A 21,350-nucleotide genomic window follows, 5' to 3' on the forward strand; every position below is an offset into this window, starting at 1 on the left:
TTTATGGATATCTGGTTTATTACTCTATAACTCTTAAATTATTTTTGTCATTTCCTTTGCAGGTTCTTTTCCATGATTGCGGAAGTTCTGTTCAAGCTGTTCAAGTGTAAGTCCTTTCGTTTCGGGTAAACATTTTTTCACAAAGGTGATAGCCATGATGCCAAAAGCGAAAAAGATATAAAATGTGGTAGACAATCCGACTTTATCTAGTAAAACCGGGAATGTTAAGCCGATTAGAAAGTTCACGACCCAAAGGAAAAATACGGTGACACCCATACCGAGCCCACGAACTTGAAGCGGGAAGATCTCTGAAAGCATCAACCAGGTAACCGGTGAAATGGCCCCCTGCTGAAAGGCAAGGAAAGTGACAGTCAAGGTCAAAATGATATAGGGAAGGGCAGCCGTCCCTTCAAGAAGGGAAGATAAGACGCCAATCAATAACAATGTGGTCGTAGTACCTATCAAACCCGTTAAGAGCATTGGACGGCGCCCGATTTTACCAAGCAGCCAAATACCTAAAAATGTTGCTAAAACAGAAATGATACCGTTTGCAATATTCCCGATCAAAGCAGCTTTTGTCTCAAACCCTGCATCTTTTAAAATTTGGGTACCATAGTACATGATGGAATTAACGCCCGTTATTTGCTGAACGATGGCTATCCCGATTCCAAGAAAGACGATTCTCCGTATCCATGGGACGTTCAAATCTTTAAAGGTAGCTTTTTTAACATGGTTCTCTTTTTCGAATGTGGCTCTGATTCCCTGAAATTCCGATTCTGCCTCATCCATTTTACGTATTCTTTTCAAAACATTCAGGGCCTCTTCATTTTTGTTCTTGTACACAAGCCACCTTGGACTTTCAGGCAACCTGATCATGCCAAAGAAAAGAAGTATGGCTGGAAGCGATGCAATGGCCAGCATGTAACGCCAAACATGTGAACTGTCACCCATCGTTGTCCCAAGAATGGCATTGAAGATGAATGCAAGCAGCTGTCCGCTAACAATCATTAATTCATTTTGGGTGACGATCCGGCCACGTCGTTCAGCTGGAGACATTTCCGCCAAATAAGTAGGAACGGTTACTGACGCACCGCCTACCGCAATGCCGAGTAGAAAACGGCAGGCAATCATGACCGTAACACTCGGTGCAAACGTGCATCCAACAGTCGAAAAGAAAAAAAGTACCGAAAGAAAAAGAATGTTTTTTCGGCGGCCCGCATAATCCGAAAGCCTGCCTCCCAGAAAAGCTCCAAGTGCCGCGCCTAAAAGAAGTGAACTGGCAACAAGTCCTTGCGTAAGTGAATTGAGGTTAAGTTGATCCGCTTCGGACATGAACGGCAAGGCACCGTTAATGACACCTGTATCATATCCGAACAAAAGACCGCCTAACGTCGAGATAATAATAATCTTGCGTAAGAATGCCATTTGATTTCCATCATTATTCAAATTAATCACTTCTTTCCCGTTTTTAATCTTGAACTAGGAGCAGCCTTTCATTTATATACTTGCGAGCTATTAATGCGTATTCCAATGGATGGGCAACGGAAGGATTTTGTTCCGCCTCTACTACAATCCAGCCTTTATAATGATTTTCCAGTAATGTATGGTAAGCTTCTACAAAGTCAATGCAGCCGTCACCAGGCACTGTGAACATGCCGGTTAAAAAAGATTCTTGAAATGATTTCCCAACTTTTCTGCACTGCTCCAGCACGCTATGCCTCACATCCTTGAAATGAACGTGCCCAATGCGGTCGATATGCTTTTGCAGAAGTGACATGCAATCGCCATCCGATACATAAATATGTCCAGTATCATATAACAGTTGCACTTTCTTTTCGGTATTTTCCATAAGGCGGTCAATTTCACACAGTGTCTGGACGCCCGTCCCCATGTGGTGGTGATACACCAGTTTTAAGTTGTAAAGTCCTGCAATATCCCCTAGCCGATTCAGGCCCGTACACAATATTCCCCATTCTTCATCAGTAAAGCGGGGCTTTTCCTTAAATACATCGTACCTTTCGCCTTGGATACTGTAAGTTTGTTCGGATACTACCGCTACATCTCCATCGACAGCCTGTAAATATTTGCAGTGTTCATGGAAATCCTGTTCTGCTTTGTCGATGCCATCACGGATGATGAAACTGCTGAACCACTGACCGGCTATTTTTAAGTTCCGAAGCTTCAGCTCTTTATTCAGGACCTCCGGTTCCGGGAAGAAACCTCCTACCTCGGTCCCCTGAAATCCTGCCACGACAATATCGCTTAAAAGGTGGGATAAGGTGTTTTCAGCTCCGATTTCCGGTATGTCATCATTACGCCAGCCAATTGGGGCAATCCCCCACGAAATCTCCTGCATTTTCCGACTTCCCCCTTTTAATATTGTTTGGCCATTTTTAATTTCTCTTGTCTCGCTTCATATGCCCTTTGTATACTTTTCCGTTTCGAGACCTCTGCCACGCCAACATTCCACCAGGAGTCATAACCATCCGTCATCGTTTTCGGCAGAACCTTCATTTCTATTAATGTAGATGCCGTTTGTTTCTTTGCATCCTCCAATGCAGCTTTCAGCTCATCGACAGTATTGGCCCGATAAGTTTTGGCTCCATACCCTTCGGCTACTTTTGCGTAATCAATATTCATGATTTGGTTATCATGTGTTCTGAACTCACAGCAATATGTTCCGCTGCCATTCTCCATTTGCAGATTATTGATGCAGCCAAATCCTGAATTATCAAACAATAGAATGTTGATTTTATGATTATATTGAATGGCTGTGATCAATTCCGAATGAAGCATCAGAAAACTGCCGTCCCCTACCATTGCATAGACTTCCCGGTCTGGATGAGCAAGCTTGGCTCCTAAAGTTCCTGCAATTTCGTAGCCCATGCAGGAGAAACCATATTCAAGATGGTAAGTGTTTGGCACGCTTGAATGCCAGAGGCGCTGCAAGTCACCCGGAAGTGATCCGGCCGAACCGACCACCACACTTTCCGGATCGATCGTATCGTTTATTGTGACCATCGCAGTTGATTGGGCCAATTCAGTTTTCAATGCATCCGAATATTCATTCAAGACTTGCTGTGTAAACTGGTCTTTGATTTCAGGCTTGAAATTTTCACGGCTAAAAGTGACTGTACTTAAACGGGTCCGTTCGGAAAGCCACTCCGCCTTCCAATCTCCAAGCATTTCCCCATATTCGGTTTCATAGCCCACTAGTAACGCTTCAAGGTTTTCAAGCGCCTCCTTTGCATCGGCGACAACCTGAAATCCATCTAATTTATAAGTTTGAAGGCGGCTGACGTTAATGTTCAAAAACTTTGTTCTTTCAAAATCAAATGCAGTTTTGGAAGAAGTCGTAAAGTCCGTATAGCGGGTCCCGACACCAATTACGAGATCTGCTTGGCGGGCGGCCTTATTGGCAGCCATCGTACCGAGAATGCCCACGCCGCCCAGATTCTTAGGAAAATTTGATTCCACCGTCGATTTACCTGCCTGTGTTTCCACAAGTGGAATGTTATGCTTTTCCGCCAGCTTCATCAAAATATCCCGAGCTCCGGAATATCTTGCTCCGCCACCAACGATGATGATCGGCTTCTTACTTGCTCTAATTCTCTCGGCAGCTCCTTGCAGTTCCCGTTCAACTGGAGCTTTCCGATCTAAATAATGGACGCGCTTTTCAAAAAAATGTTCATCGAAATCGAATGCCTCCCCTTCTACATCCTGTGAGATGCATATCGTCGCTGGGCCGGCTTTCCCGGGATCTGTCATCACCTCGAAGGCCCGGATCAGACTGGACATGAGCTGCTCAGGGCGAGTGACGCGATCCCAATATCTTGATACTGCCAGAAAAGCGTCATTTGTAGTAATGGCCGTACTATGCTCATGCTCAAGTTGCTGAAGAACCGGATCCGGCTGACGTGTCGCAAATGTATCAGCAGGAAGTAGGAGGACAGGAATATTGTTGGCAAGTGCAGTCCCCGCCGCAGCTATCAAGTTTGCCGAGCCTGGCCCGGCAGATGTAGTGACTGCATAAATTTTCCTTCGGAGCATTTCCCGGCTGTAGGCAATTGCTGCGTGAGCCATCCCTTGCTCATTCTTTCCTTGAATCACTTTCAAGTGGCCAGCGTCCTGTTCGAGTGCCTGACCGATACCAACGACATTCCCATGGCCGAATACATTAAATATCCCTTCTACAAAAGGAGACTCCTCACCATCAACATGAATGTACTGCTGATTTAAAAACTTGATTAAAGCCTGGGCTGTCGTCAACCTCACTGTTCCCATCTTCTGTTCACCCCTCTATGTAGATAAATTCCTTACACGCGTTCGGCTATCAAACCCTCGATTTCTTCTGCTACGGGCATGGCCTCTGATGAGCTATGCTTGCTTACTACTATGGAAGCGGAAGCACTGCCAAACTTCAAAGCGCTTTCAATCCCTTTGCCTCTCACTAACGCATATAAGAAAGCAGAAGCATAGGAATCCCCTGCGCCGAATGTTTTCAATACTTTCGTTTTATAGGACTTCGCTGTAAAAATTGCTCCTGATTTGGCATAAGCATATGAACCCTCGACACCGTGTTTGATGACCACCAGGTCTGCGGAATGTTTAAACAAGTAACGGACAGTTTCTTCATTTGTACCTTTTGCGGTATTTTCCATAACATTATATTCATCACGCGTGCCAATCAAAATGTCTGATTGCTCTGCGACTAACGAATAGTAAACGGACGTTTCTTCAATGGAATTCCATGTATAAGGACGGTAATCCAATTCAAATACGACTTTTACATCATTTCTTTTCGCAAGGCTAACTGCTTTTAAAACTGCCTCACGTGATGGGCTTTTTGCTAAAGCCGTCCCTGAAACCAATAAGATCTTTGATTTTTTGATATATTCTTCATCCAGTTCCGAAGGTGCTAAATGAAGGTCGGCTACATTATCCCGATACATCAGGATACTGCATTCTTCAGGGCTTTTAATTTCCGTGAAGGCAAGACCCGTTTTATGCCCTTCTTGATCGATTATCATATTCGAAGTATCAACACCTGCCTCACGCATATAAGATTCGATGAAACGGCCGTGCTGGTCATCGGCAAGTTTACCGACAAATCCGACTTTCAAGCCTAATTTTGCACTTCCAATTGCAACATTGGCAGGTGAACCGCCCACATATTTTGTGAATGTCATGGTCTCTTCCATCGGACGGTTATATTCATTGGCATTCAAATCGATGCAGGCCCGACCAATGGCAATCAAGTCAAATTCCTTATCGATATTAAAAGTATAGTTCATCAGGTTAACAGCTCCTTTTCCTTTAACGATTCAGGATCCACTCATGATCGGGATCATTGTGAAATTTCCATGTCCTTGCCGGACCGGCCATGACATTCAAGTAATAGGATTCATAACCGTCAGGTACCCCTACCGGATGATAACCGGCCGGTACAAATACGACATCGCCATTTTCGACTGACATGGTCTCATCGATTGAACGGTCATCTGTATATACTCGCTGAAAGACGAATCCTTGAGACGGATTCATTTCATGATAATAGGACTCTTCCAATAATGACTCATTTGGTAAGTTATCCCGATCATGTTTATGCGGAGGATAGCTCGACCAGTTTCCGCTTTCTGTATATACTTCAACAACGAGAAGGCTATTCGCATACGGAGCTGAATCCGGTAATATATTATGGACCAACCGCTTATTGCTCAAAATGCCCCTATGTTCCACGTCAACATCTTCCGCTTTAATCCATTTAGTTGGGAGTTGCTTATCGGAAGGCGAATAACACAGCGCCACTCTGGCCTCGGTTATCGCTTCCAATCCAAAACCCCTATCATTTGACACGTAAATGCTATCAGTCGGCACTTTATCAAATACACTTTCTCTTGTACCCAAATCATGGTATACATCTTCGCCTACAGTCACATTGATTTTTCCCGTAAGAGCGACAATGCAGCATTCTTTTTTGATTAATAATTCTGAATATTCCGCCCCCTGAGCCAACTCCACTATTTTGAATTCAACATATTCTAAAGGAGAATTTCCTTTCGTAACTGATTGAATGATTGTAACACCTTCAGCGACCTCTTGTTTTTCCGGTTTTTGAAGCAGTTTACTCATATGTACCTCCTTGTTTTCAAAAAATCCGGCCCGTATCCAAACGGGCCATCTTGCAATGTCTTTTTCATTCACTTATTTCACGTAGCGTGCAGTCACCATTTTTTTACGTGTATAGAACTCAACGCCATCGGTTCCATTCGCATGAAGATCACCATAAAATGAATCTTTATATCCAGAGAATGGGAAGAATGCCATCGGTGCAGGAACACCCACGTTTATGCCCAGCATTCCGGCATGGATCGTTTCACGGAATTGGCGTACATCAGCTGCACTGTCCGTATATAAGCAAGCCCCGTTTGCCAGTGCTGAAGCATTGGCAATCTCAACGGCCTCCGTTAAATCTTTAGCACGGACAACGGAGAGCACTGGTGCAAAAATTTCATCTTGCCAGATTTTCATTTCCTGTGTAACATGATCAAAAATCGTAGCTCCGAGGTAATATCCATTGCCGCTTGCTGCCTCATCTTTACGGCCATCGCGTACTAGGGTCGCGCCCTGAGCTATACCTGATTCGATGTAATCAATAGTCCTCTTCTTAGCTCCTTCCCGGATCACAGGTCCTAGAAAAACGCCGTCATCCAGACCATTCCCGATCGTAATGGCATCAGCTGCCTGTTTCAATTTTTCAACTAACTCGTCCGCTACACTTTCTTCTACGACAACAACCGCAGCGGCCATGCAACGCTCACCGGCCGACCCAAAAGCCGCACTTGTTATTTCCTTGGCCGACATATCAAGATTGGCATCTTTCAAGACAATCGAGTGATTCTTCGCTCCCGCAAGAGCCTGGACGCGCTTCAAGTTAGCCGTGCCTGTTTTATACACATATTCTGCCACTGGCTGTGAACCGACGAAGGAGATAGCTTTCACATCTTCATGCTCCAGAAGCCCATTAACCACGTCATGTGCTCCATTGACAATGTTCAGTACTCCTTTAGGAAGACCTGCTTCCTCAAACAGTTCCACAATGCGTGCTGCAAGCAAAGGTGTACGTTCAGATGGCTTTAACACAAATGTATTGCCACATGCGATCGCAAGCGGGAACATCCAGCAAGGAACCATCATTGGAAAGTTAAAAGGGGTAATACCGCCGATTACACCAATTGGGTAACGGTACATACCCGATTCAATGTTTGTCGCGATATCCGGAAGCTGTTTTCCCATCATCAGCGTAGGTGCACCCGCCGCAAACTCTACGCACTCAATGCCACGCTGTACTTCACCCATCGATTCCGTTAAGCTTTTACCATTTTCGATAGTGACCAGTTTAGCAAGTTCTTTCCAATTTTCCACAAGAAGCTGTTGATATTTGAACAATATGCGAGCCCGTTTCGGGACAGCAACCTGCGACCATTTTTTAAATGCCTCATTCGCCACTTGGACCGCACGATCCACATCTTCCTTAGTGGAAAGTGGCACCTCGGCAATTGCCTCACCAGTTGCAGGGTTTAACACGATTTCCGTTTGCTTTGAAGCGGATTCAATCCACTCTCCATTTATATAATTTTTTAATTTTTTCACCTCATGTGTTACTGAAGACATGTTTTTTCCTCCTTAAAAAAAGTATTTTGTTAGATCATCAAGCCAGTATAAACAATCGCCGCCAATGAAATCGATTTCATTTGACTATGGAAGAAATCCTTCCATGTTTTTTTAGGATCAATCAATAAATTTTCTAGCTTAATCCTAATATTCAAGCTCCTATTCTTGCGAATGAAATCGATTTCATTTATTTTCCTAGGGTCCACCTTAAGAAAAAGTAAGGACCAATCCACCCCCCCTTAAGTTATAGCTTGTACATAACCTTGATTCGGGATGAAATCGATTTCATTTACTTTATAAGGAAATACTACAATGAAAAATTTTCCCTGTAAACACTTTTTTTACATTTTTTAAAATATTCTATCTTCTCTGCATTCAAAACATTGATAAATATGGAAATGTGCTTGATTATTTAATAAAAAACATCTTCAGCGGTCTTAAAAACTGACCAATACTTTATCGATATCGGTAGTGGTATTTTGGTATATTAATATTCCTAAACTCAATTGACTTTATCATAGGAATTCCAGATAACCTAAGAATAAAATCCTTAGTCTTTCATATATGTAATATGTAAACTTTTCAGACTACCTTCCTGCTCCCCTTTTCTTTACATTTCCATGAATATCTTCTTTTCAATGAAAATAAATGATATTTTACTATATCAACAGACTTGGAGTTACATAACCTATCCCGAGATTTCATCAACAAAAAGAGGCACCCATAATGGGAGCCTGAATTTTAGTGAAGGTAAGCTATTATATGTGAATGTTAACCATTCCGTATCCTTATCCTAACAAGATGATTGAGAAATGGGATATTTCACCCAGTTACTTATTTGTACGGAATTTAAAACAGGCTGCTTAAGGTCAGTTATTTCACTGCCTTTTTAATAGCCTTCACTTCATATAATGATCCTTCCGAACTGACGATATATTCAGGCTTTGGTTTCCCTAGGTTTGCTTTATGGCCTGCGATATGGGCTTCACTCTTTTCCCACTGCTTCCAATGCGCCTCCGACTCCCAATTGATCATAATGATGACCTCTTCATCCCCGCGTCGCACTTTTTTCACCATTACACTTAAATCGATGAACCCTTCCTGCTTTTCTATGATTCCTTCCCCACTGAATCGTTTTACTACTTGTTCTGCATTACCTTCTTTTACCACCATTTTTCTCATCTGAACGAACAATATGAACAACTCCAATCGATATACTTGTATTGAATCATTTTATTCGATAACGATTCTCATTGTCAATTAATGAGACTTTTACTTAAGTGCACTACTTAAAACTCTGATTCCCAAAAACAAAATAAAAAATGGATCAGGAAGTTTTGCATATCTTCCTGATCCATTTTTTATTGTCACTCACCTTTTATCTTTAAGACTTTTGGGAACATAGTCATTCAGTTTGTTAAATAAAGATGTAATGTAGGAGCTGAGTTCGAATCGATCCTCCTGAACAAATTCAACTAAAGACACTCCATTCTTTTTCATAACTTTTCCCCCTTTTAGTTTTTATCCCGGTGCATGAACTTTTCAGCAACTAATACCTGTGAATCCCGCCATTAGCACACTTACACTCTTCTCTCCATCGTTTCTTTATTTGATTATACAAGAAAGCGCTTACAATGTAAAATATTATAATACTATAGATTGCTATTTACTTAGTATGTTCCAGGTAAATGAAGTTTTCTCTTCAGCATATTTATGGTTATCAGCTGTGCTGGCTTTTCAGTGTACATTCCATATCATAACTACTTGTCTTGTTCACAGAGAATAAAATTTCAGGAAATGCCCTTCAATATTTCAGTTAAACGTAGGAACTCTTCCTTATCACGATTTCTTAATGAGTCATCGATTTCTTTTTCGATTTGTGCTTTCCGGTAATCACTAAGGGCCTTTTTTAAAACCATTTCAGCCATCTCTTCAGGTTCAAGCGATGTTCCTGGCAATTGCTTCTCCATACGAAACCAACTCCTTAACCTTTTTTCTATTATACTAAATAACTTGGAGATTATTATTATTTATTAAAATCTTATCCTTTCCTCTTTTTCATTTTTCATTTCCTTATCCACATGATTTCCACTTTGCCACTCTTCTATACACGAAATTTCTAAATATTCGGATTTCTAACCAGTAACACATTTTCTTTTTATTCACTTAGTCATTTTACCTGGGAAGATCGGATCGCTTATTTCCATTACTTTAGAATTAATTATATTCCATTACAGGTGAAGGGAGCTAAGTTATTCGCTTCATTTTTTTCAGAAAAGTCAGAAATATATTGACCGGTATGGATAAGCCCTCTAAAATAATCTAAATAATCCAGTTTTTTACTTATATTCATTTACCATCATTTTTGTTCATTTCGGCTTTATTTATCGTTGAAAACAATTTTGATGAAAAACTTAGCATTAAAGGAGCATTTATCATGAAAAAAAGTCGAGTTCTTTTCGCTAGTTTAGCGGGTTCCGTTATTGAGTGGTACGATTTCTATTTATACGGGACTGCAACGGGCCTGGTTTTTACGACGCTATTCTTTCCCAATCATGATCCAGCGATTTCACTTCTTCTCGCCTTTGTCACATTCGGGGCTGGTTACGCGGCCCGTCCAATCGGCAGCATCCTTTTCGGTCATATGGGTGATCGCATCGGACGGAAGGCAGCACTCATGTTCACCCTTATTGGTATGGGAGGGAGTTCAATGCTAATCGGTGTTCTGCCCACTTATGCCCAGGTTGGGTTGGCCGCCCCCGCCATCTTGGTGGTGCTGAGGTTGATTCAAGGAATTTCCTTGGGAGGAGAATGGGGCGGAGCCATCCTATTGGCAACGGAATCTGCTCCTAAAGGTGTCCGTGGGTTATATGGATCCATTCCCCAACTAGGGGTCCCCATCGGCTTGGTTGCCGGTTCGTTCAGCCTAACCCTCATCAGTTCCTTGACAACCGATGCCCAATTTTTATCTTGGGGTTGGCGGATTCCATTCCTTTTAAGCGGTGTACTGATCGGGTTGGCAATCTGGGTAAGGAGTGGCATTGAAGAAACGCCGGAATTTAAAGCGCAGAAAGATAGCGGTGATCTTGCGAAAGTTCCCATTATTGAAACGTTGAAACACGATTGGAGAAGTGTGCTGCAAGTGATCGGACTAAAAATTGGGGACGGCTTCTTCAATGTGTATTCATCATGTCCTATGTTCTCGTCATTACTACGCTGTATTTTGGTTATTCCCAAGATTCAGCTCTTACCGGTTTAACGATTGGCTGCGCTACAATGCTGATTACCATTCCTGTCATTGGTTACATTTCAGATTTCATCGATCGAAAAATCATCTATTTTGGGGGCCTGACTCTCCTTTTCGTCTTGGCCATCCCATATTTCACAATGATTGGTCGTGGGGTTGGCTGGTTCTACATGATGCAGGCAGTTGTACTCGGCGTCATCTGGGGAGCCATTTTTTCCACACAAGGGACATTATTCTCGGAGCTCTTTCCAGCCAAGGTCCGTTATACTGGATTATCCGTCGGTTATCAGGTCGCGGCAGCCATTGCAGGTTTCGGTCCGCTCATCTGGACCGCCATGGCGGATTCATATGGCCCATCCCCTTTGGTATTTGGCGGATTCATGATGGCAGGTCTCGCGATTTCCTTGGCGCTTTGTATATTATCCCCGCATTTCAGCAGAAGAAAAGAAAAGGATCAAACACTCAAACCACATAAGCTGGATTTGAACTGATTCTAAAATCTCTGGCGTGATTAATAACAGAGGCCTGCATGTCATATCACTCGGACAAGCGGTCTCTGTTTTTTTACAATGCATATACCTCCCTATACTTGTTTACTTCCTACAATCTCCAAAAGATCAGTGAGTGTCCGGATTTCATAGGTGGGCTTGATTCCCAGATCATTATCCTTTTGATGGGGATTGTACCAGCATGTATCCATTCCATAATTCAAGCCGCCCTGTATATCTGAAGTCAAGGAGTCACCCACTATCAAGGCTTTCGATTTATCTGTGATCTTTAACTTGGAAAATGCATAATCAAAAATCCCTCTATCAGGCTTCTGAAACCCAGCCTCTTGGGAAACTATCAAGGTCTCAAAGGTATTGCAAAGGGCTGACCCGCCGATTCTTGCTGTCTGCACTGCCGTGAAGCCATTCGTTATAATAGCAAGCCGGCATCCTCCAAGCTTCTCGCAAACCTCTATAGCCCCGGGCAGAAGATGTATTTCCTTTCCCAAATGTCCCAGGTACGCACGGCTGAACGCATCCGCATCCATATCAAGCCCATGCTTCAGGAACAACCGCTTGAACCTTTCCACTCCCAGAATCGTTAAATCTATATGCCCCCGTTCCAAATCCCTCCATAATACCTTACTGATTTCTTGGTAGCATCCCGCATAATCCTCCGCCCCTGTTGGCAAACCAAACTCTAAAAAGGCTTCATGCATTGCTTTCTTTTCCGATATTCCAAAGTCTAGCAAAGTATCATCAACATCAAATAAAATAATTTCGTATTTCATCGCTGCCCCCATAATCATTTTAGTCCAACTTAACACATTTCCTTTAATTTCGTATTAATTATGCAAATTCATGGTAAATACATACTGCAAGCTTGGAAAAATTGCGGGAACGTAAAGAAGATATCATTCCCCTTACGTACAATTTTTTAAATAAGTTCAATGAAAGGTATCATGAAAATAAAGTCATTTCGGAAGAATGCTTGAACCTATTAATTCATTATTCATGGCCCGGCAATGTACGCCAGCTCGAAAACTTGATTGAACGGTTGGTCTTAATAAGTGACTCCGTTATCCTAATGTCCGACTTGCCTGAAATATAACCGAGAACGTTGAACAGGTCACACAGATTGATCTCCCCACGTCACTCGATAAAGCACTTGATGAAACGAAACGGATATTGATCAGGAAATCTTACCAAACATACAAATCATCAAGGAAAGTCGCGAAGGACCTCTCTATCAGCCAAACGAAAGCCTCGGCATTGATCCGGGAGTACTGTGAGGACTTAATGAATAAATAGGTACCATGAAAATGAGCTTCCATTGTAATCACTATTTCTTCTTGTTTAAAGAACTAAGCTATTAAATTCAGGTACGAATAATAAATAAGGGACTTCCCCTTTGCGGGCAAGTCCCTTATTTTTATGAAGATCCCACTATTTTTTCGCCCCTCGGCTTTGTACTATTTGAGTCCGGTTCTCTTGTTATGCCAATTTGATTGAATTTATCATCTCTGGACAGTTTGTATGTCAATGATCCTGTACCTGCTTCATCAGGCTTGAAAGTGCCTGCATTTCTCCGTTTTCCATCTTTCAGCAGCCACACCTGATACACCTCGGACTCTTGAAGGCTAGGTAAATTCTGAATTTGAACGATTAACCTTCTTTCTTCACCTTGCTGCAAAATGTATGCAGCCCCATCCGTATTCATCTTTACTGCCGTCTTATTGGCAGGCTGCAAAGATAGCGACGTTTTAACCTCCGTCGGCAGCAGATTGATAGCTGCAAGTTCTTTTTTCAGTTGAATATTGGAATATAACAGCACAAATAACAAAACCAGAACAGCCAACAAAAGCCCTGAAGTTACTGGTGTAAACTGCTTAAAGAAAAAACCACTCCATTTCTTTCCCCTTCTCACCGGAACTTCATCATCAGTCTCAAAGACAAAATTCATGACCTCTGATTTCAGGGAAGAAGAAGGTTCCATTTCTTCGAAATCCCATTTCAATGAATCCCAGGCTTCCGTCATTTGTTCATACTCCCTAGTGCATTCAGAGCATTGAATTAAGTGTTCCGCGAATGCCTTTTTTTCTTTTTCTCCCAGTTCACCCGATAAAAATGAAAGCAGGTTAGCGCACTCTGTATTCATTTACAAACCACCTACTTCCAAATACTTTTTCAACAATTTTAGCGACTGGTGAAGTCTGCTCTTGATGGTACCAATCGGTTCATTTTCAATTTTGGCAATTTCCGTTAACGAGTACCCTTTCCAATACAGTAGATCAATCAGCCTTTTTTGCGGCTTGCTTAACTTACTTTTTGCATTGGCGATTTCACTGTATAATAGCCCATTTTCTATAGCATTATTAGGATCTTCTATGTCAATCGGATGACTCATGTCCATGTGTTTGTTATTCCGGTTATGAACGCTGTCTTTACGGACATAATCCACACACACATTTCGTGTAACGGTCAAAAGCCAGCTTACAAAGTGCCCCTTTTCGGAATTGTAACTGCTTTTTGTGGTCCAAAGCTTTAAAAAGACCAACTGCACGATCTCTTTAGTTTTTTCAGCATTTCCATTTGTGAACTTAAAAATAAAACCATAGATTAATTTAATATGCCGGTCATAAAGTTCTTCCAGAGCAGGACGATGCTTTTTCATGACTAATGCCATCAATTCCTTATCAAGTTTTTCTTTCAATCGCACCTGCAACTCCTCACAAGTAAATTTGGAAAAAAACGTGTAACAGGAACGACCATCACTGATCGTTCCTTTTTCTTATTTTGGAAAAACCGTCTTATCATTTACAATATACCAAACATTTTTCACACCTTCGCCATTGACATCTCCCGCTCCCTTATCATTCACAAAATAGTAGAGTGGAAATCCTTTGTACGTTACCTGCTCTTCCCCTGTATCTTCTCTTTTCATGGTTCCAAAGTCTTTTTCCTCAAATCCTTTAGGGACAGCAAAATCCCTTTCCATGAATGGCGGCCATTTTTTCAGACAATCACCCATGCAATTGCTTTTTCCTGATTTATCATTCTTGAAAAAATAAAGTGTCATTCCTTTGGAATCAGCAAGGTATTCGCCTGTTGTTTCACTTTCCATTAATTTCAGGGTCATTGCTTTTTCATTAGCAGTACCAGTAACCACTTGATCATTTTGAGGTGAATCATTAGCTTCATTTCCACATGCCGCCAAAACTAGGACCATCATAAAAACTGAAAATACCATCCGTTTTTTTTTCATATGCGCTCACTCCTCGTCAATTTACTTCCATCCCCATTTTTGAAACACTTGATGGGATTTTTCCGTTTTAAGATAATCAATGAACTGTTTTGCCTTTTTCTTATTATCACTTTTTCTTGTTATGCTTACCGGTGTTCCTCTATAAAGCTTGTCTTCCTCAGGGAGCTGAACCAGGTCCGTCACATCCGCTAGACGGTAATGCCAGGATTCATATGTAATCCAGGCGTCTAATTTAGAATTTGCCTTCCATAGATCGATAACTTCTGCACTGGATCTCACTGAAATGTCAATATTCCTGCTAATTCCAGGAATCAATCCTTTTCTTCCGGCCAAATCTTCCCATAGCCCCAGTTGCCCGGCTCCATTAACATCAACAATCTTTACGCCCTTCTTCGTTAAATCCTCCAAAGACTGTATATTCTTTGGGTTTCCTTTTCTAACCAGGATTCCAGCAGACCGTGAATACAATTCTGTACGGTCCTTTTCATCAAGGAGCTCCGGATGATCATGCATAAAATCTGTTAGCATATACTCGGACCCTCCGTATATGATATCCGCATCCTGTTTGGCTTGATCAATCCATTTTTCTTCGGGTCCCGCTGTTACTTCTACCTTTATCCCCGTTTCTTTGGTGAATTGCTCCCCCGCTTCCTTGATAGGTCCAAGAGGTCCACCTGGTCCATAGACTTTCACGACGCCGTCGACAGCATGGCCCCGTTTCGGAACCATTTCCGGTGAAAATCCTAACAGTACTAGCATTAATGATAAACATCCAACAAAAATGAGCTTTTTCAAATCTCTCTTCTCTCCCTTCTAAAAAATCTTTGTACTATAGATAACGGGTCAAAGTTCAAAACGGTTTGAAAAAAATTGTTATTTTTTTAAACTTGCTGCAAATACATCTGATGATTTTAAGCATTTCTCTTTTTTCTCGACAAAAACACCCCATTCGAAAAAGTATCCATTCGAATGGGGCATGACTTTAATTACATACTCTTTCAATCCTCTTAACCAAGTGGCAGAAAAGGTTAGCTTGAATTGCTTCCCTTTTTTCTCTGTCTATTTCTTTTAACAACAGCTATCACCAACAATAACAGAGGAATCAACGTTTGCATCAAAACCCCATAAAAAGGGAAGGCGATGATATCAAAACGGCTGACATCCATAGCGCTAGGATACGACCAAAAGCTGAATTCTACAATTAAAATCCCTATCGGCCATACCACAGGACGATAGTCGGAGAGATTCAGCCACTGCGCGGTACCCAAAGCAGCCGCATAATAAAACACAGAAATTTTGACAAACGCTCCTACTATCCATACGGCCATGATGGCGGACTCCAAATGTTCAAAAAAGTCGGCTAAACTGATGTACCGAGATACATTCATCAGGGGATAATTCTTTGTAGATGTTGTTGATCCGAGTACAAAAAGAACGATAAGATTCACTACAACTAACGTCACCATCACGGCAAACACAGTCATCATCCCGTGTTTCATTCCTTTTTTCATATCCGCTAAAAAAGGGAGTAGAAAAATGATCAGAAAAAACTCGCTGAACCATCCACCCGGTACAATTGAACCCTTGATTGGAGGCATAATTCCATTCCCCAATACCGGGAATATATTCTTAAATTCAAGATCAGGGCCCAGTAAGATGATTAAGAGGAGGATTGGAATGATAAAAACAGGAACAAACAATTGGGCAGCTCTCCCCAACACTTCTATCCCTCCGCATACGATAAAGGCACAGAGGAGTATCATCGATGCCATGACCACGCTAATTGGGGTTTTGACCAGAAAAGAGTCGACAATATATTCTCCGTAACTTCTTAGGATTTGCCCTGTGATCGGGATATAAAAAAACAAGAATAAAAAACCGAGAATTTTCCCCGGAATCCGCCCAATGATCTGTTCACTGAATTGGATAACCGTTTGTTTCGGATAAAGTTTGTGCAGTTTATAAGCGATATACACCGTCGCATATCCGATGAGAGACGCCAAAATGGGGGACAGCCATAAATCAGTTTTGGCATATTTCGCTGTGATGCTTGGAACACCGAGAATAGCCGTTGCCACAATCGTCGGATACATCATGAATGCCATCTGCAGAGATGAAATTCTCCCTTTCTCCATCATCTTCCTCCCTTCTGTGATAGTATGTAAATTTTAAATCACGCAACCGACCGATAGATTTACTTTTTCATAAACTCTTCAAACGGCTTCATAAAGAGATTAATCCATTCAGTACGTCCTGCCTTCTGCGCGAGTACGACATGTGTAGCACCTAAACGATAGGATATTTAGCATAAAAAATGCCCAGTCAGCTTGTTTAAGTTCCTTTACGATTTCTTTTTCTTACAACAGCAATCACCAACAATAACAGAGGAATAATCGTTTGCATCAAAATTCCTTGTAAAGGGAAGACGTTGACATCATTACGACTGACATCCACAGAGCTAGGCAACGACCACAAACTGAATATGACAATCAAAATCCCTATCGGCCATACAACAGGACGATAGTCGGAGAGATTCAGCCACTGTGCTGTACCTAAAGCAGATGCATAATAAAAAACTGAAATTTTTACAAACGCCCCCACTATCCATACCGCCATGACGGCGGACTCTACATGTTCAAAAAAGTCGGCAAAACTGATGTATCGAGATACATTCATCAAGGGGTAAAGCTTTGTGGATGTTGTTGACCCGAGTACAAAAAGAACCGTAAGATTCACCACAATTAACGTCATCATCACGGCAAAAACAGACTTCATACCGGATTTCATCCCTTTTTTCATATCCGCCAAAAAAGGAAGGAGGAAAATGATCAGGAAAAACTCGCTGAACCATCCCCCCGGTACAATCGCACCCTTGATTGGGGGCATTATACCATCCGCCAATATCGGGAATATATTCTTGAATTCAAGATCGGGAATCAGCAAAAGGATTAAGATACAGATTGGAAAAATGAAAACAGGTACAAACAATTGGGCAGCTCGCCCCAACACTTCTATTCCCCCGCGTACGATGAACGCACACAGAAGCACCATCGATGCCATGATCACACTAATCGGGGTATTTACCAGAAAAGAGCCGACAACAAATTCTGCGTAGCCTCTAAGGAGTAGCCCCGTGTTCTGGATATAAAAAAACATGAGTAAAAAACCGAAAATTTTCCCCGGAATCCGACCAATGATCTTTTCAGTGAATTGGATCACCGTTTGTTTTGGATACAGCTGGTGCAGTTTATAAGCGATATACACCGTCAGATACCCTATGAGCGCAGCAAAAATGGGAGACAGCCATAAATCAGTTTTGGCATATTTCGCTGTGATGCTTGGAACCCCGAGAATGGCCGTTGCCACAATCGTCGGATACATCAAGAATGCCATCTGTAATGATGAAATTTTCCCTTTCTCCATCTGCTTCCTCCCTTCTGTCATAATTTGAAATCATGCAACCGACTGATAGACTCACTTTTCCATAAACTCTCCAAATGGCCTGAAAAGAGCTTCGATCCATTGAGTGGGTCCTGACATCTGTGGGAGATTGAACATGGACAGAATCAAGCCAGTGAGGAGCAGTGTAAGAAAGGCCATTTTATCTTTTTTAGGATTCTGTTTCATTCTCGGCCATTCATACAAAATGATTAGAGCTACAACCACGCTTGTACAAAAAAAAGCTCCCCATCTCATTTGTCCTTCACCTCTTCCTCAGACAATCCTGCCGGTTTGTTTATATAGCCCTGTCTTCGAATATGGGCCGCAACATCGACTTCCACTTCCATTTCTGCGAATATCTCATCCCAGTGGTTATCGACCTTATTAAACTGTTTAGGATATTTCCGATAGAAATCTTTACCTAACCCTAAAATGTCCGCTTTCTTATGCTGAGTATTCAGAAAAGCCATCTCGATGCGTTTTTCTATATCTTTTTGATATGCTCGTTCTGCAGCTTTTAGAGACTTAGGATTTGAAAGGTTTAAATTCGTTCCATTTTGTATAACAGATCCATCTGTATTCACCCTCACTAATAATTTCCATTTTTCATTGATAATTTGCGGAATGATCTTGACTTTGGCTGACACTGGACTTAAAGATATCTTCCCTTTCACCCCTTTGGGTTTTATGGTCACGGTATATGATTCCACTTCATCCCTTAACCACAATAGCCCTCTTGTTTCTTTTTCCGTCATCATCCCAGTCATTTTATCTTTTTTGAATACGGCTGTCCCGACAATGTAAGGAATTCCCTGTAATTTCGTTTGACCTTTCCCTGGTGGTAAAATTTTAACGAATGGAAGTGCGGCCGCTTGAGGTATACCCGTTAACATTTCATCTAAATCCTGCATTGTGACCAGCATCCCGATATGTAAATCTGATAGTTCTCTAAGCACTTCCCCTGAATAGTTTTCCAGGGGTGGCAAAGATTCAAGGATAGGCTTTGCTTTCCCTTTGCTGACATACACATTTGCTTTCTCTCTTGGCTGCGGATGACGCAGTAAAAAATCCAGCTGCTCTTGAATTCCTTCCTTCGCTAACTGTTCACCGAATACAAATATTTTACAATGTCCCCAAAATACTTTTCGCGGAAGCTTGCTCTGAAGCTTAGACAATGCATCTGAAATATTGGAGCCTTTTTCATATCTTACCAATGTCGTAACCGCACCCCCTCCTTGACTGCTCCCTCCTCCTTGACCGCCCCCTCCACCACTTATTGAACTTGGGATAAAGACTTGGATGGATAGTTCGATTTGATTATTATCCTTCTTATCGATGGCTGCTGCTGTGACAATCGCCAAATCAGTGATTTCTGTTCGATCCCAACAACCGCTTAGAAAAGGGGTTGTTCCACTAATACCGAGCAAAAGAAGGACGCTTTTCAAGAAATGACGCCTCTTTACTTTCCCCCATATCTTTGTTCTCCTCCAACCATTATTCACTCCGTTTCACTCCCCCTATTTGGATTTGGACTCTGTTCCGGGGCTTGACGGTATACATTAGAATCCCCTGTGAGGCGCGGGCGTGTATCCATCATCCACCAAGGAGCTCTCCACAGCACATCTTTCAGCTCTTGTCCTTTTAACGGTGCCAGTGGCGTTAAGTAGGGAACGCCAAAAGAACGCAAGCTGCATAAGTGAATGACTATGGCAATGATCCCCATCATGATGCCGAGCAGTCCTAAGGTACCGGCAAGCAGCATCATTGGAAAACGCAGCATCCGGAAAGCAATTCCGGCAATATAACGAGGCATCATAAAAGAAGCGATTCCCGTAATCGCAACCACAATGACCATTGGCGCTGAAACCAACCCTGCTTGTACGGAAGCTTGACCAATCACTAGAGCGCCAACAATGCTGACAGCAGAACCTACCTGCTTCGGCAATCGAACCCCTGCCTCTCTTAGTGCTTCAAAGGTAATTTCCATAGCCAATGCCTCTACAATTGCAGGAAAAGGGACCGATTCCCGGGATGCCGCGCTGCTTAGCAGGAGTGCGGTTGGGACCGCCTCATGATGGAACGTCAAAATAGCAACATATAGGGACGGAAGCAAAAGAGATAATCCCATAAAAATAAAACGTAACCAACGGATAAAAGTGGCTGCCATAAAACGTTGAGCATAATCCTCTTGTGATTGAATTAAAGAAAAGAAGGATATTGGAGCAATCAGAGTAAAGGGAGTTCCCTCCACAAGAATGACAGCCCGTCCCTCGAGCAAGCTTGAACAGGCTACATCCGGCCGTTCTGTCGTCATGATCTGAGGGAAAGGTGAATACGGATTGTCCTCAATCATTTCCTCGATGTACTCGCTTTCTAAAATTCCGTCTATTTTAATTCGTTCCAACCGGGTTGTAATCTCTTCAATCAGTGTTTTATCCGCAAGGCCATCAATATAAGCAATCGAAACATTCGTCCTGGTAAGAGTTCCAATCTTCATTGATTGTATTTTAAGGGCAGGACTTTTAATAATACGTCGCAATTGGGACGTATTTACTTCCAGAGATTCAATAAATCCCTCTCGTGACCCCCTAACTCCCCCCTCTGCCATAGGTTCTTCAATCGCCCGCTTTTCCCATTTGGACAATCCTAAAGAAAATCCATCGCTTTCCCCTTCATATAGAAGGATCGGGTTTCCAGAGGAAATCGATTCAATACAATCCGCCAACATATTCACTTTTACCACTTTAGGGACGGGCATTTTATGTTCAATAAACTCATTTAATGGCTGTGGCTCTTTTGATGACTCTTGCATGAGTGGAGATAGCACATATTGCTCTATCGCCTCGATGTCTGAGAGTCCCGCAATGTAAATAAGCATGGCCCTCGTCTTTCCGAAAAGTAAAAACGAACGGAACATCACATCCGAGCAATTATCATAAATAGAACGAAGTGTTTCTACATTTTGACTGAAATTCGCAGCAAGTACATCTGCAGGCTTAGAATCCTGGTAATTATTCTGTACACTGGATTTTTTTTCTTTCGTTTTCCTTAACAATCTACCTACATTACGAATCAAGCTGAATACCCCCATTTTTTTGCAGGTCGCTCTAACTCCATTTTTCTATGTTTCTTCATTAAGGGTATTTTATACAGGAAATCCTGTTTCCGGCATGAACTAATTTTCATGGAAAAGCTATGTTATTAGTTGATTTTGAATAAACCGTAAACTCTTGTG

At 42.1% G+C, this 21,350-nt stretch carries 24 protein-coding genes; 4 read left to right on the forward strand and 20 right to left on the reverse strand.

Annotated elements, in window-relative coordinates:
• Positions 1-33: 33 nt before the first annotated feature.
• The 10 genes from AC1DIV_RS10535 to AC1DIV_RS10580 form a co-directional block, all read right to left on the reverse strand.
• Positions 34-1,446: a sugar porter family MFS transporter gene (locus AC1DIV_RS10535; RefSeq protein WP_477576337.1), complete on the reverse strand. Its 1,413-nt coding sequence runs from the start codon at positions 1,444-1,446 to the stop codon at positions 34-36.
• A gap of 22 nt (positions 1,447-1,468) precedes the next feature.
• Positions 1,469-2,356: a myo-inosose-2 dehydratase gene (iolE, locus tag AC1DIV_RS10540; RefSeq protein WP_477576338.1), complete on the reverse strand. Its 888-nt coding sequence runs from the start codon at positions 2,354-2,356 to the stop codon at positions 1,469-1,471.
• Between the two features lie 17 nt (positions 2,357-2,373).
• Positions 2,374-4,284 carry a 3D-(3,5/4)-trihydroxycyclohexane-1,2-dione acylhydrolase (decyclizing) gene (gene iolD, locus AC1DIV_RS10545; RefSeq protein WP_477576340.1) on the reverse strand — a complete coding sequence of 637 codons (1,911 nt, stop codon included), beginning with the start codon at positions 4,282-4,284 and terminating at the stop codon, positions 2,374-2,376.
• Between the two features lie 32 nt (positions 4,285-4,316).
• Positions 4,317-5,294 carry a 5-dehydro-2-deoxygluconokinase gene (gene iolC / locus AC1DIV_RS10550; protein ID WP_054397601.1) on the reverse strand — a complete coding sequence of 326 codons (978 nt, stop codon included), beginning with the start codon at positions 5,292-5,294 and terminating at the stop codon, positions 4,317-4,319.
• A gap of 22 nt (positions 5,295-5,316) precedes the next feature.
• Positions 5,317-6,132, reverse strand: coding sequence for a 5-deoxy-glucuronate isomerase (gene iolB, locus AC1DIV_RS10555; protein WP_477576341.1), 816 nt, complete (start codon positions 6,130-6,132; stop codon positions 5,317-5,319).
• Positions 6,133-6,204: 72 nt separating this feature from the next.
• On the reverse strand, positions 6,205-7,674 hold the full coding sequence (locus AC1DIV_RS10560; RefSeq protein ID WP_477576343.1) for a CoA-acylating methylmalonate-semialdehyde dehydrogenase: 1,470 nt from the start codon (positions 7,672-7,674) through the stop codon (positions 6,205-6,207).
• A gap of 29 nt (positions 7,675-7,703) precedes the next feature.
• The gene (locus AC1DIV_RS10565; protein WP_477576345.1) at positions 7,704-7,907 is read right to left on the reverse strand and encodes a hypothetical protein; all 204 of its coding nucleotides are present in this window, start codon (positions 7,905-7,907) and stop codon (positions 7,704-7,706) included.
• A gap of 640 nt (positions 7,908-8,547) precedes the next feature.
• Positions 8,548-8,868, reverse strand: coding sequence for an antibiotic biosynthesis monooxygenase family protein (locus AC1DIV_RS10570; protein WP_053533860.1), 321 nt, complete (start codon positions 8,866-8,868; stop codon positions 8,548-8,550).
• Positions 8,869-9,045: 177 nt separating this feature from the next.
• Positions 9,046-9,174 (reverse strand): hypothetical protein, encoded by a 129-nt coding sequence (locus AC1DIV_RS10575; protein WP_260359184.1) that lies wholly within the window; start codon positions 9,172-9,174, stop codon positions 9,046-9,048.
• A gap of 290 nt (positions 9,175-9,464) precedes the next feature.
• A complete protein-coding gene (locus AC1DIV_RS10580; protein ID WP_034315231.1) occupies positions 9,465-9,644 on the reverse strand; it encodes an IDEAL domain-containing protein in 180 nt (59 codons plus the stop codon).
• 467 nt (positions 9,645-10,111) lie between these two features.
• Between AC1DIV_RS10580 and AC1DIV_RS10585 the strand changes: the two genes are divergently transcribed.
• Positions 10,112-10,933, forward strand: a complete 822-nt coding sequence (locus AC1DIV_RS10585; RefSeq protein WP_477576346.1) for an MFS transporter — start codon at positions 10,112-10,114, stop codon at positions 10,931-10,933.
• Complete coding sequence (locus tag AC1DIV_RS10590) at positions 10,864-11,412, forward strand: MFS transporter (protein ID WP_477576347.1); 549 nt, start codon at positions 10,864-10,866, stop codon at positions 11,410-11,412. The genes AC1DIV_RS10585 and AC1DIV_RS10590 overlap by 70 nt, the downstream gene beginning before the upstream one ends.
• Positions 11,413-11,504: 92 nt before the next feature.
• On the opposite strand, the gene AC1DIV_RS10595 is transcribed toward AC1DIV_RS10590, so the two are convergent.
• On the reverse strand, positions 11,505-12,200 hold the full coding sequence (locus tag AC1DIV_RS10595) for a YjjG family noncanonical pyrimidine nucleotidase (RefSeq protein WP_477576349.1): 696 nt from the start codon (positions 12,198-12,200) through the stop codon (positions 11,505-11,507).
• Positions 12,201-12,301: 101 nt separating this feature from the next.
• Here AC1DIV_RS10595 and AC1DIV_RS10600 point away from each other — a divergent pair, with 101 nt between their 5' ends.
• Complete coding sequence (locus tag AC1DIV_RS10600; RefSeq protein WP_477576351.1) at positions 12,302-12,520, forward strand: AAA-type ATPase lid domain-containing protein; 219 nt, start codon at positions 12,302-12,304, stop codon at positions 12,518-12,520.
• Positions 12,521-12,597: 77 nt separating this feature from the next.
• Positions 12,598-12,720 carry a hypothetical protein gene (locus tag AC1DIV_RS10605; protein ID WP_340874585.1) on the forward strand — a complete coding sequence of 41 codons (123 nt, stop codon included), beginning with the start codon at positions 12,598-12,600 and terminating at the stop codon, positions 12,718-12,720.
• 121 nt (positions 12,721-12,841) lie between these two features.
• Here AC1DIV_RS10605 and AC1DIV_RS10610 read toward each other — a convergent pair whose 3' ends face one another.
• The 9 genes from AC1DIV_RS10610 to AC1DIV_RS10650 form a co-directional block, all read right to left on the reverse strand.
• Positions 12,842-13,567 (reverse strand): anti-sigma factor, encoded by a 726-nt coding sequence (locus tag AC1DIV_RS10610; RefSeq protein WP_340874583.1) that lies wholly within the window; start codon positions 13,565-13,567, stop codon positions 12,842-12,844.
• Positions 13,568-14,122, reverse strand: a complete 555-nt coding sequence (locus tag AC1DIV_RS10615) for an RNA polymerase sigma factor (protein ID WP_264896411.1) — start codon at positions 14,120-14,122, stop codon at positions 13,568-13,570.
• A 78-nt stretch (positions 14,123-14,200) separates the two neighbouring features.
• On the reverse strand, positions 14,201-14,674 hold the full coding sequence (locus tag AC1DIV_RS10620) for a hypothetical protein (protein ID WP_340874581.1): 474 nt from the start codon (positions 14,672-14,674) through the stop codon (positions 14,201-14,203).
• A gap of 21 nt (positions 14,675-14,695) precedes the next feature.
• Positions 14,696-15,433: an extracellular solute-binding protein gene (locus AC1DIV_RS10625; RefSeq protein WP_445670155.1), complete on the reverse strand. Its 738-nt coding sequence runs from the start codon at positions 15,431-15,433 to the stop codon at positions 14,696-14,698.
• A 269-nt stretch (positions 15,434-15,702) separates the two neighbouring features.
• Positions 15,703-16,809, reverse strand: a complete 1,107-nt coding sequence (locus tag AC1DIV_RS10630; protein ID WP_323598936.1) for a GerAB/ArcD/ProY family transporter — start codon at positions 16,807-16,809, stop codon at positions 15,703-15,705.
• Between the two features lie 196 nt (positions 16,810-17,005).
• Positions 17,006-18,097: a GerAB/ArcD/ProY family transporter gene (locus tag AC1DIV_RS10635; protein WP_340874578.1), complete on the reverse strand. Its 1,092-nt coding sequence runs from the start codon at positions 18,095-18,097 to the stop codon at positions 17,006-17,008.
• Between the two features lie 51 nt (positions 18,098-18,148).
• Positions 18,149-18,370 carry a hypothetical protein gene (locus tag AC1DIV_RS10640; protein ID WP_336865379.1) on the reverse strand — a complete coding sequence of 74 codons (222 nt, stop codon included), beginning with the start codon at positions 18,368-18,370 and terminating at the stop codon, positions 18,149-18,151.
• Positions 18,367-19,617, reverse strand: a complete 1,251-nt coding sequence (locus AC1DIV_RS10645) for a Ger(x)C family spore germination protein (RefSeq protein WP_477576353.1) — start codon at positions 19,615-19,617, stop codon at positions 18,367-18,369. Before AC1DIV_RS10645 ends, AC1DIV_RS10640 begins: the two co-directional genes overlap by 4 nt.
• Positions 19,614-21,206 (reverse strand): spore germination protein, encoded by a 1,593-nt coding sequence (locus AC1DIV_RS10650; RefSeq protein ID WP_477576354.1) that lies wholly within the window; start codon positions 21,204-21,206, stop codon positions 19,614-19,616. Before AC1DIV_RS10650 ends, AC1DIV_RS10645 begins: the two co-directional genes overlap by 4 nt.
• Positions 21,207-21,350 lie beyond the last annotated feature (144 nt).

This window comes from Peribacillus sp. 05N428 (assembly GCF_056397085.1).

What these genes read in the sequence shown, in the direction of transcription:
- iolD (WP_477576340.1), bottom strand. Translation starts at nt 4,284, where the DNA reads ATGGGAACAGTGAGGTTGACGACAGCCCAGGCTTTAATCAAGTTTTTA.
- AC1DIV_RS10650 (WP_477576354.1), bottom strand. Translation starts at nt 21,206, where the DNA reads ATGGGGGTATTCAGCTTGATTCGTAATGTAGGTAGATTGTTAAGGAAA.
- iolC (WP_054397601.1), bottom strand. Translation starts at nt 5,294, where the DNA reads ATGAACTATACTTTTAATATCGATAAGGAATTTGACTTGATTGCCATT.
- AC1DIV_RS10560 (WP_477576343.1), bottom strand. Translation starts at nt 7,674, where the DNA reads ATGTCTTCAGTAACACATGAGGTGAAAAAATTAAAAAATTATATAAAT.
- AC1DIV_RS10625 (WP_445670155.1), bottom strand. Translation starts at nt 15,433, where the DNA reads ATGCTAGTACTGTTAGGATTTTCACCGGAAATGGTTCCGAAACGGGGC.
- AC1DIV_RS10575 (WP_260359184.1), bottom strand. Translation starts at nt 9,174, where the DNA reads ATGAAAAAGAATGGAGTGTCTTTAGTTGAATTTGTTCAGGAGGATCGA.
- AC1DIV_RS10640 (WP_336865379.1), bottom strand. Translation starts at nt 18,370, where the DNA reads ATGAGATGGGGAGCTTTTTTTTGTACAAGCGTGGTTGTAGCTCTAATC.
- iolB (WP_477576341.1), bottom strand. Translation starts at nt 6,132, where the DNA reads ATGAGTAAACTGCTTCAAAAACCGGAAAAACAAGAGGTCGCTGAAGGT.
- AC1DIV_RS10585 (WP_477576346.1), top strand. Translation starts at nt 10,112, where the DNA reads ATGAAAAAAAGTCGAGTTCTTTTCGCTAGTTTAGCGGGTTCCGTTATT.
- AC1DIV_RS10590 (WP_477576347.1), top strand. Translation starts at nt 10,864, where the DNA reads ATGTCCTATGTTCTCGTCATTACTACGCTGTATTTTGGTTATTCCCAA.
- AC1DIV_RS10620 (WP_340874581.1), bottom strand. Translation starts at nt 14,674, where the DNA reads ATGAAAAAAAAACGGATGGTATTTTCAGTTTTTATGATGGTCCTAGTT.
- AC1DIV_RS10580 (WP_034315231.1), bottom strand. Translation starts at nt 9,644, where the DNA reads ATGGAGAAGCAATTGCCAGGAACATCGCTTGAACCTGAAGAGATGGCT.
- AC1DIV_RS10635 (WP_340874578.1), bottom strand. Translation starts at nt 18,097, where the DNA reads ATGGAGAAAGGGAAAATTTCATCATTACAGATGGCATTCTTGATGTAT.
- AC1DIV_RS10595 (WP_477576349.1), bottom strand. Translation starts at nt 12,200, where the DNA reads ATGAAATACGAAATTATTTTATTTGATGTTGATGATACTTTGCTAGAC.
- AC1DIV_RS10630 (WP_323598936.1), bottom strand. Translation starts at nt 16,809, where the DNA reads ATGGAGAAAGGGAGAATTTCATCTCTGCAGATGGCATTCATGATGTAT.
- iolE (WP_477576338.1), bottom strand. Translation starts at nt 2,356, where the DNA reads ATGCAGGAGATTTCGTGGGGGATTGCCCCAATTGGCTGGCGTAATGAT.
- AC1DIV_RS10610 (WP_340874583.1), bottom strand. Translation starts at nt 13,567, where the DNA reads ATGAATACAGAGTGCGCTAACCTGCTTTCATTTTTATCGGGTGAACTG.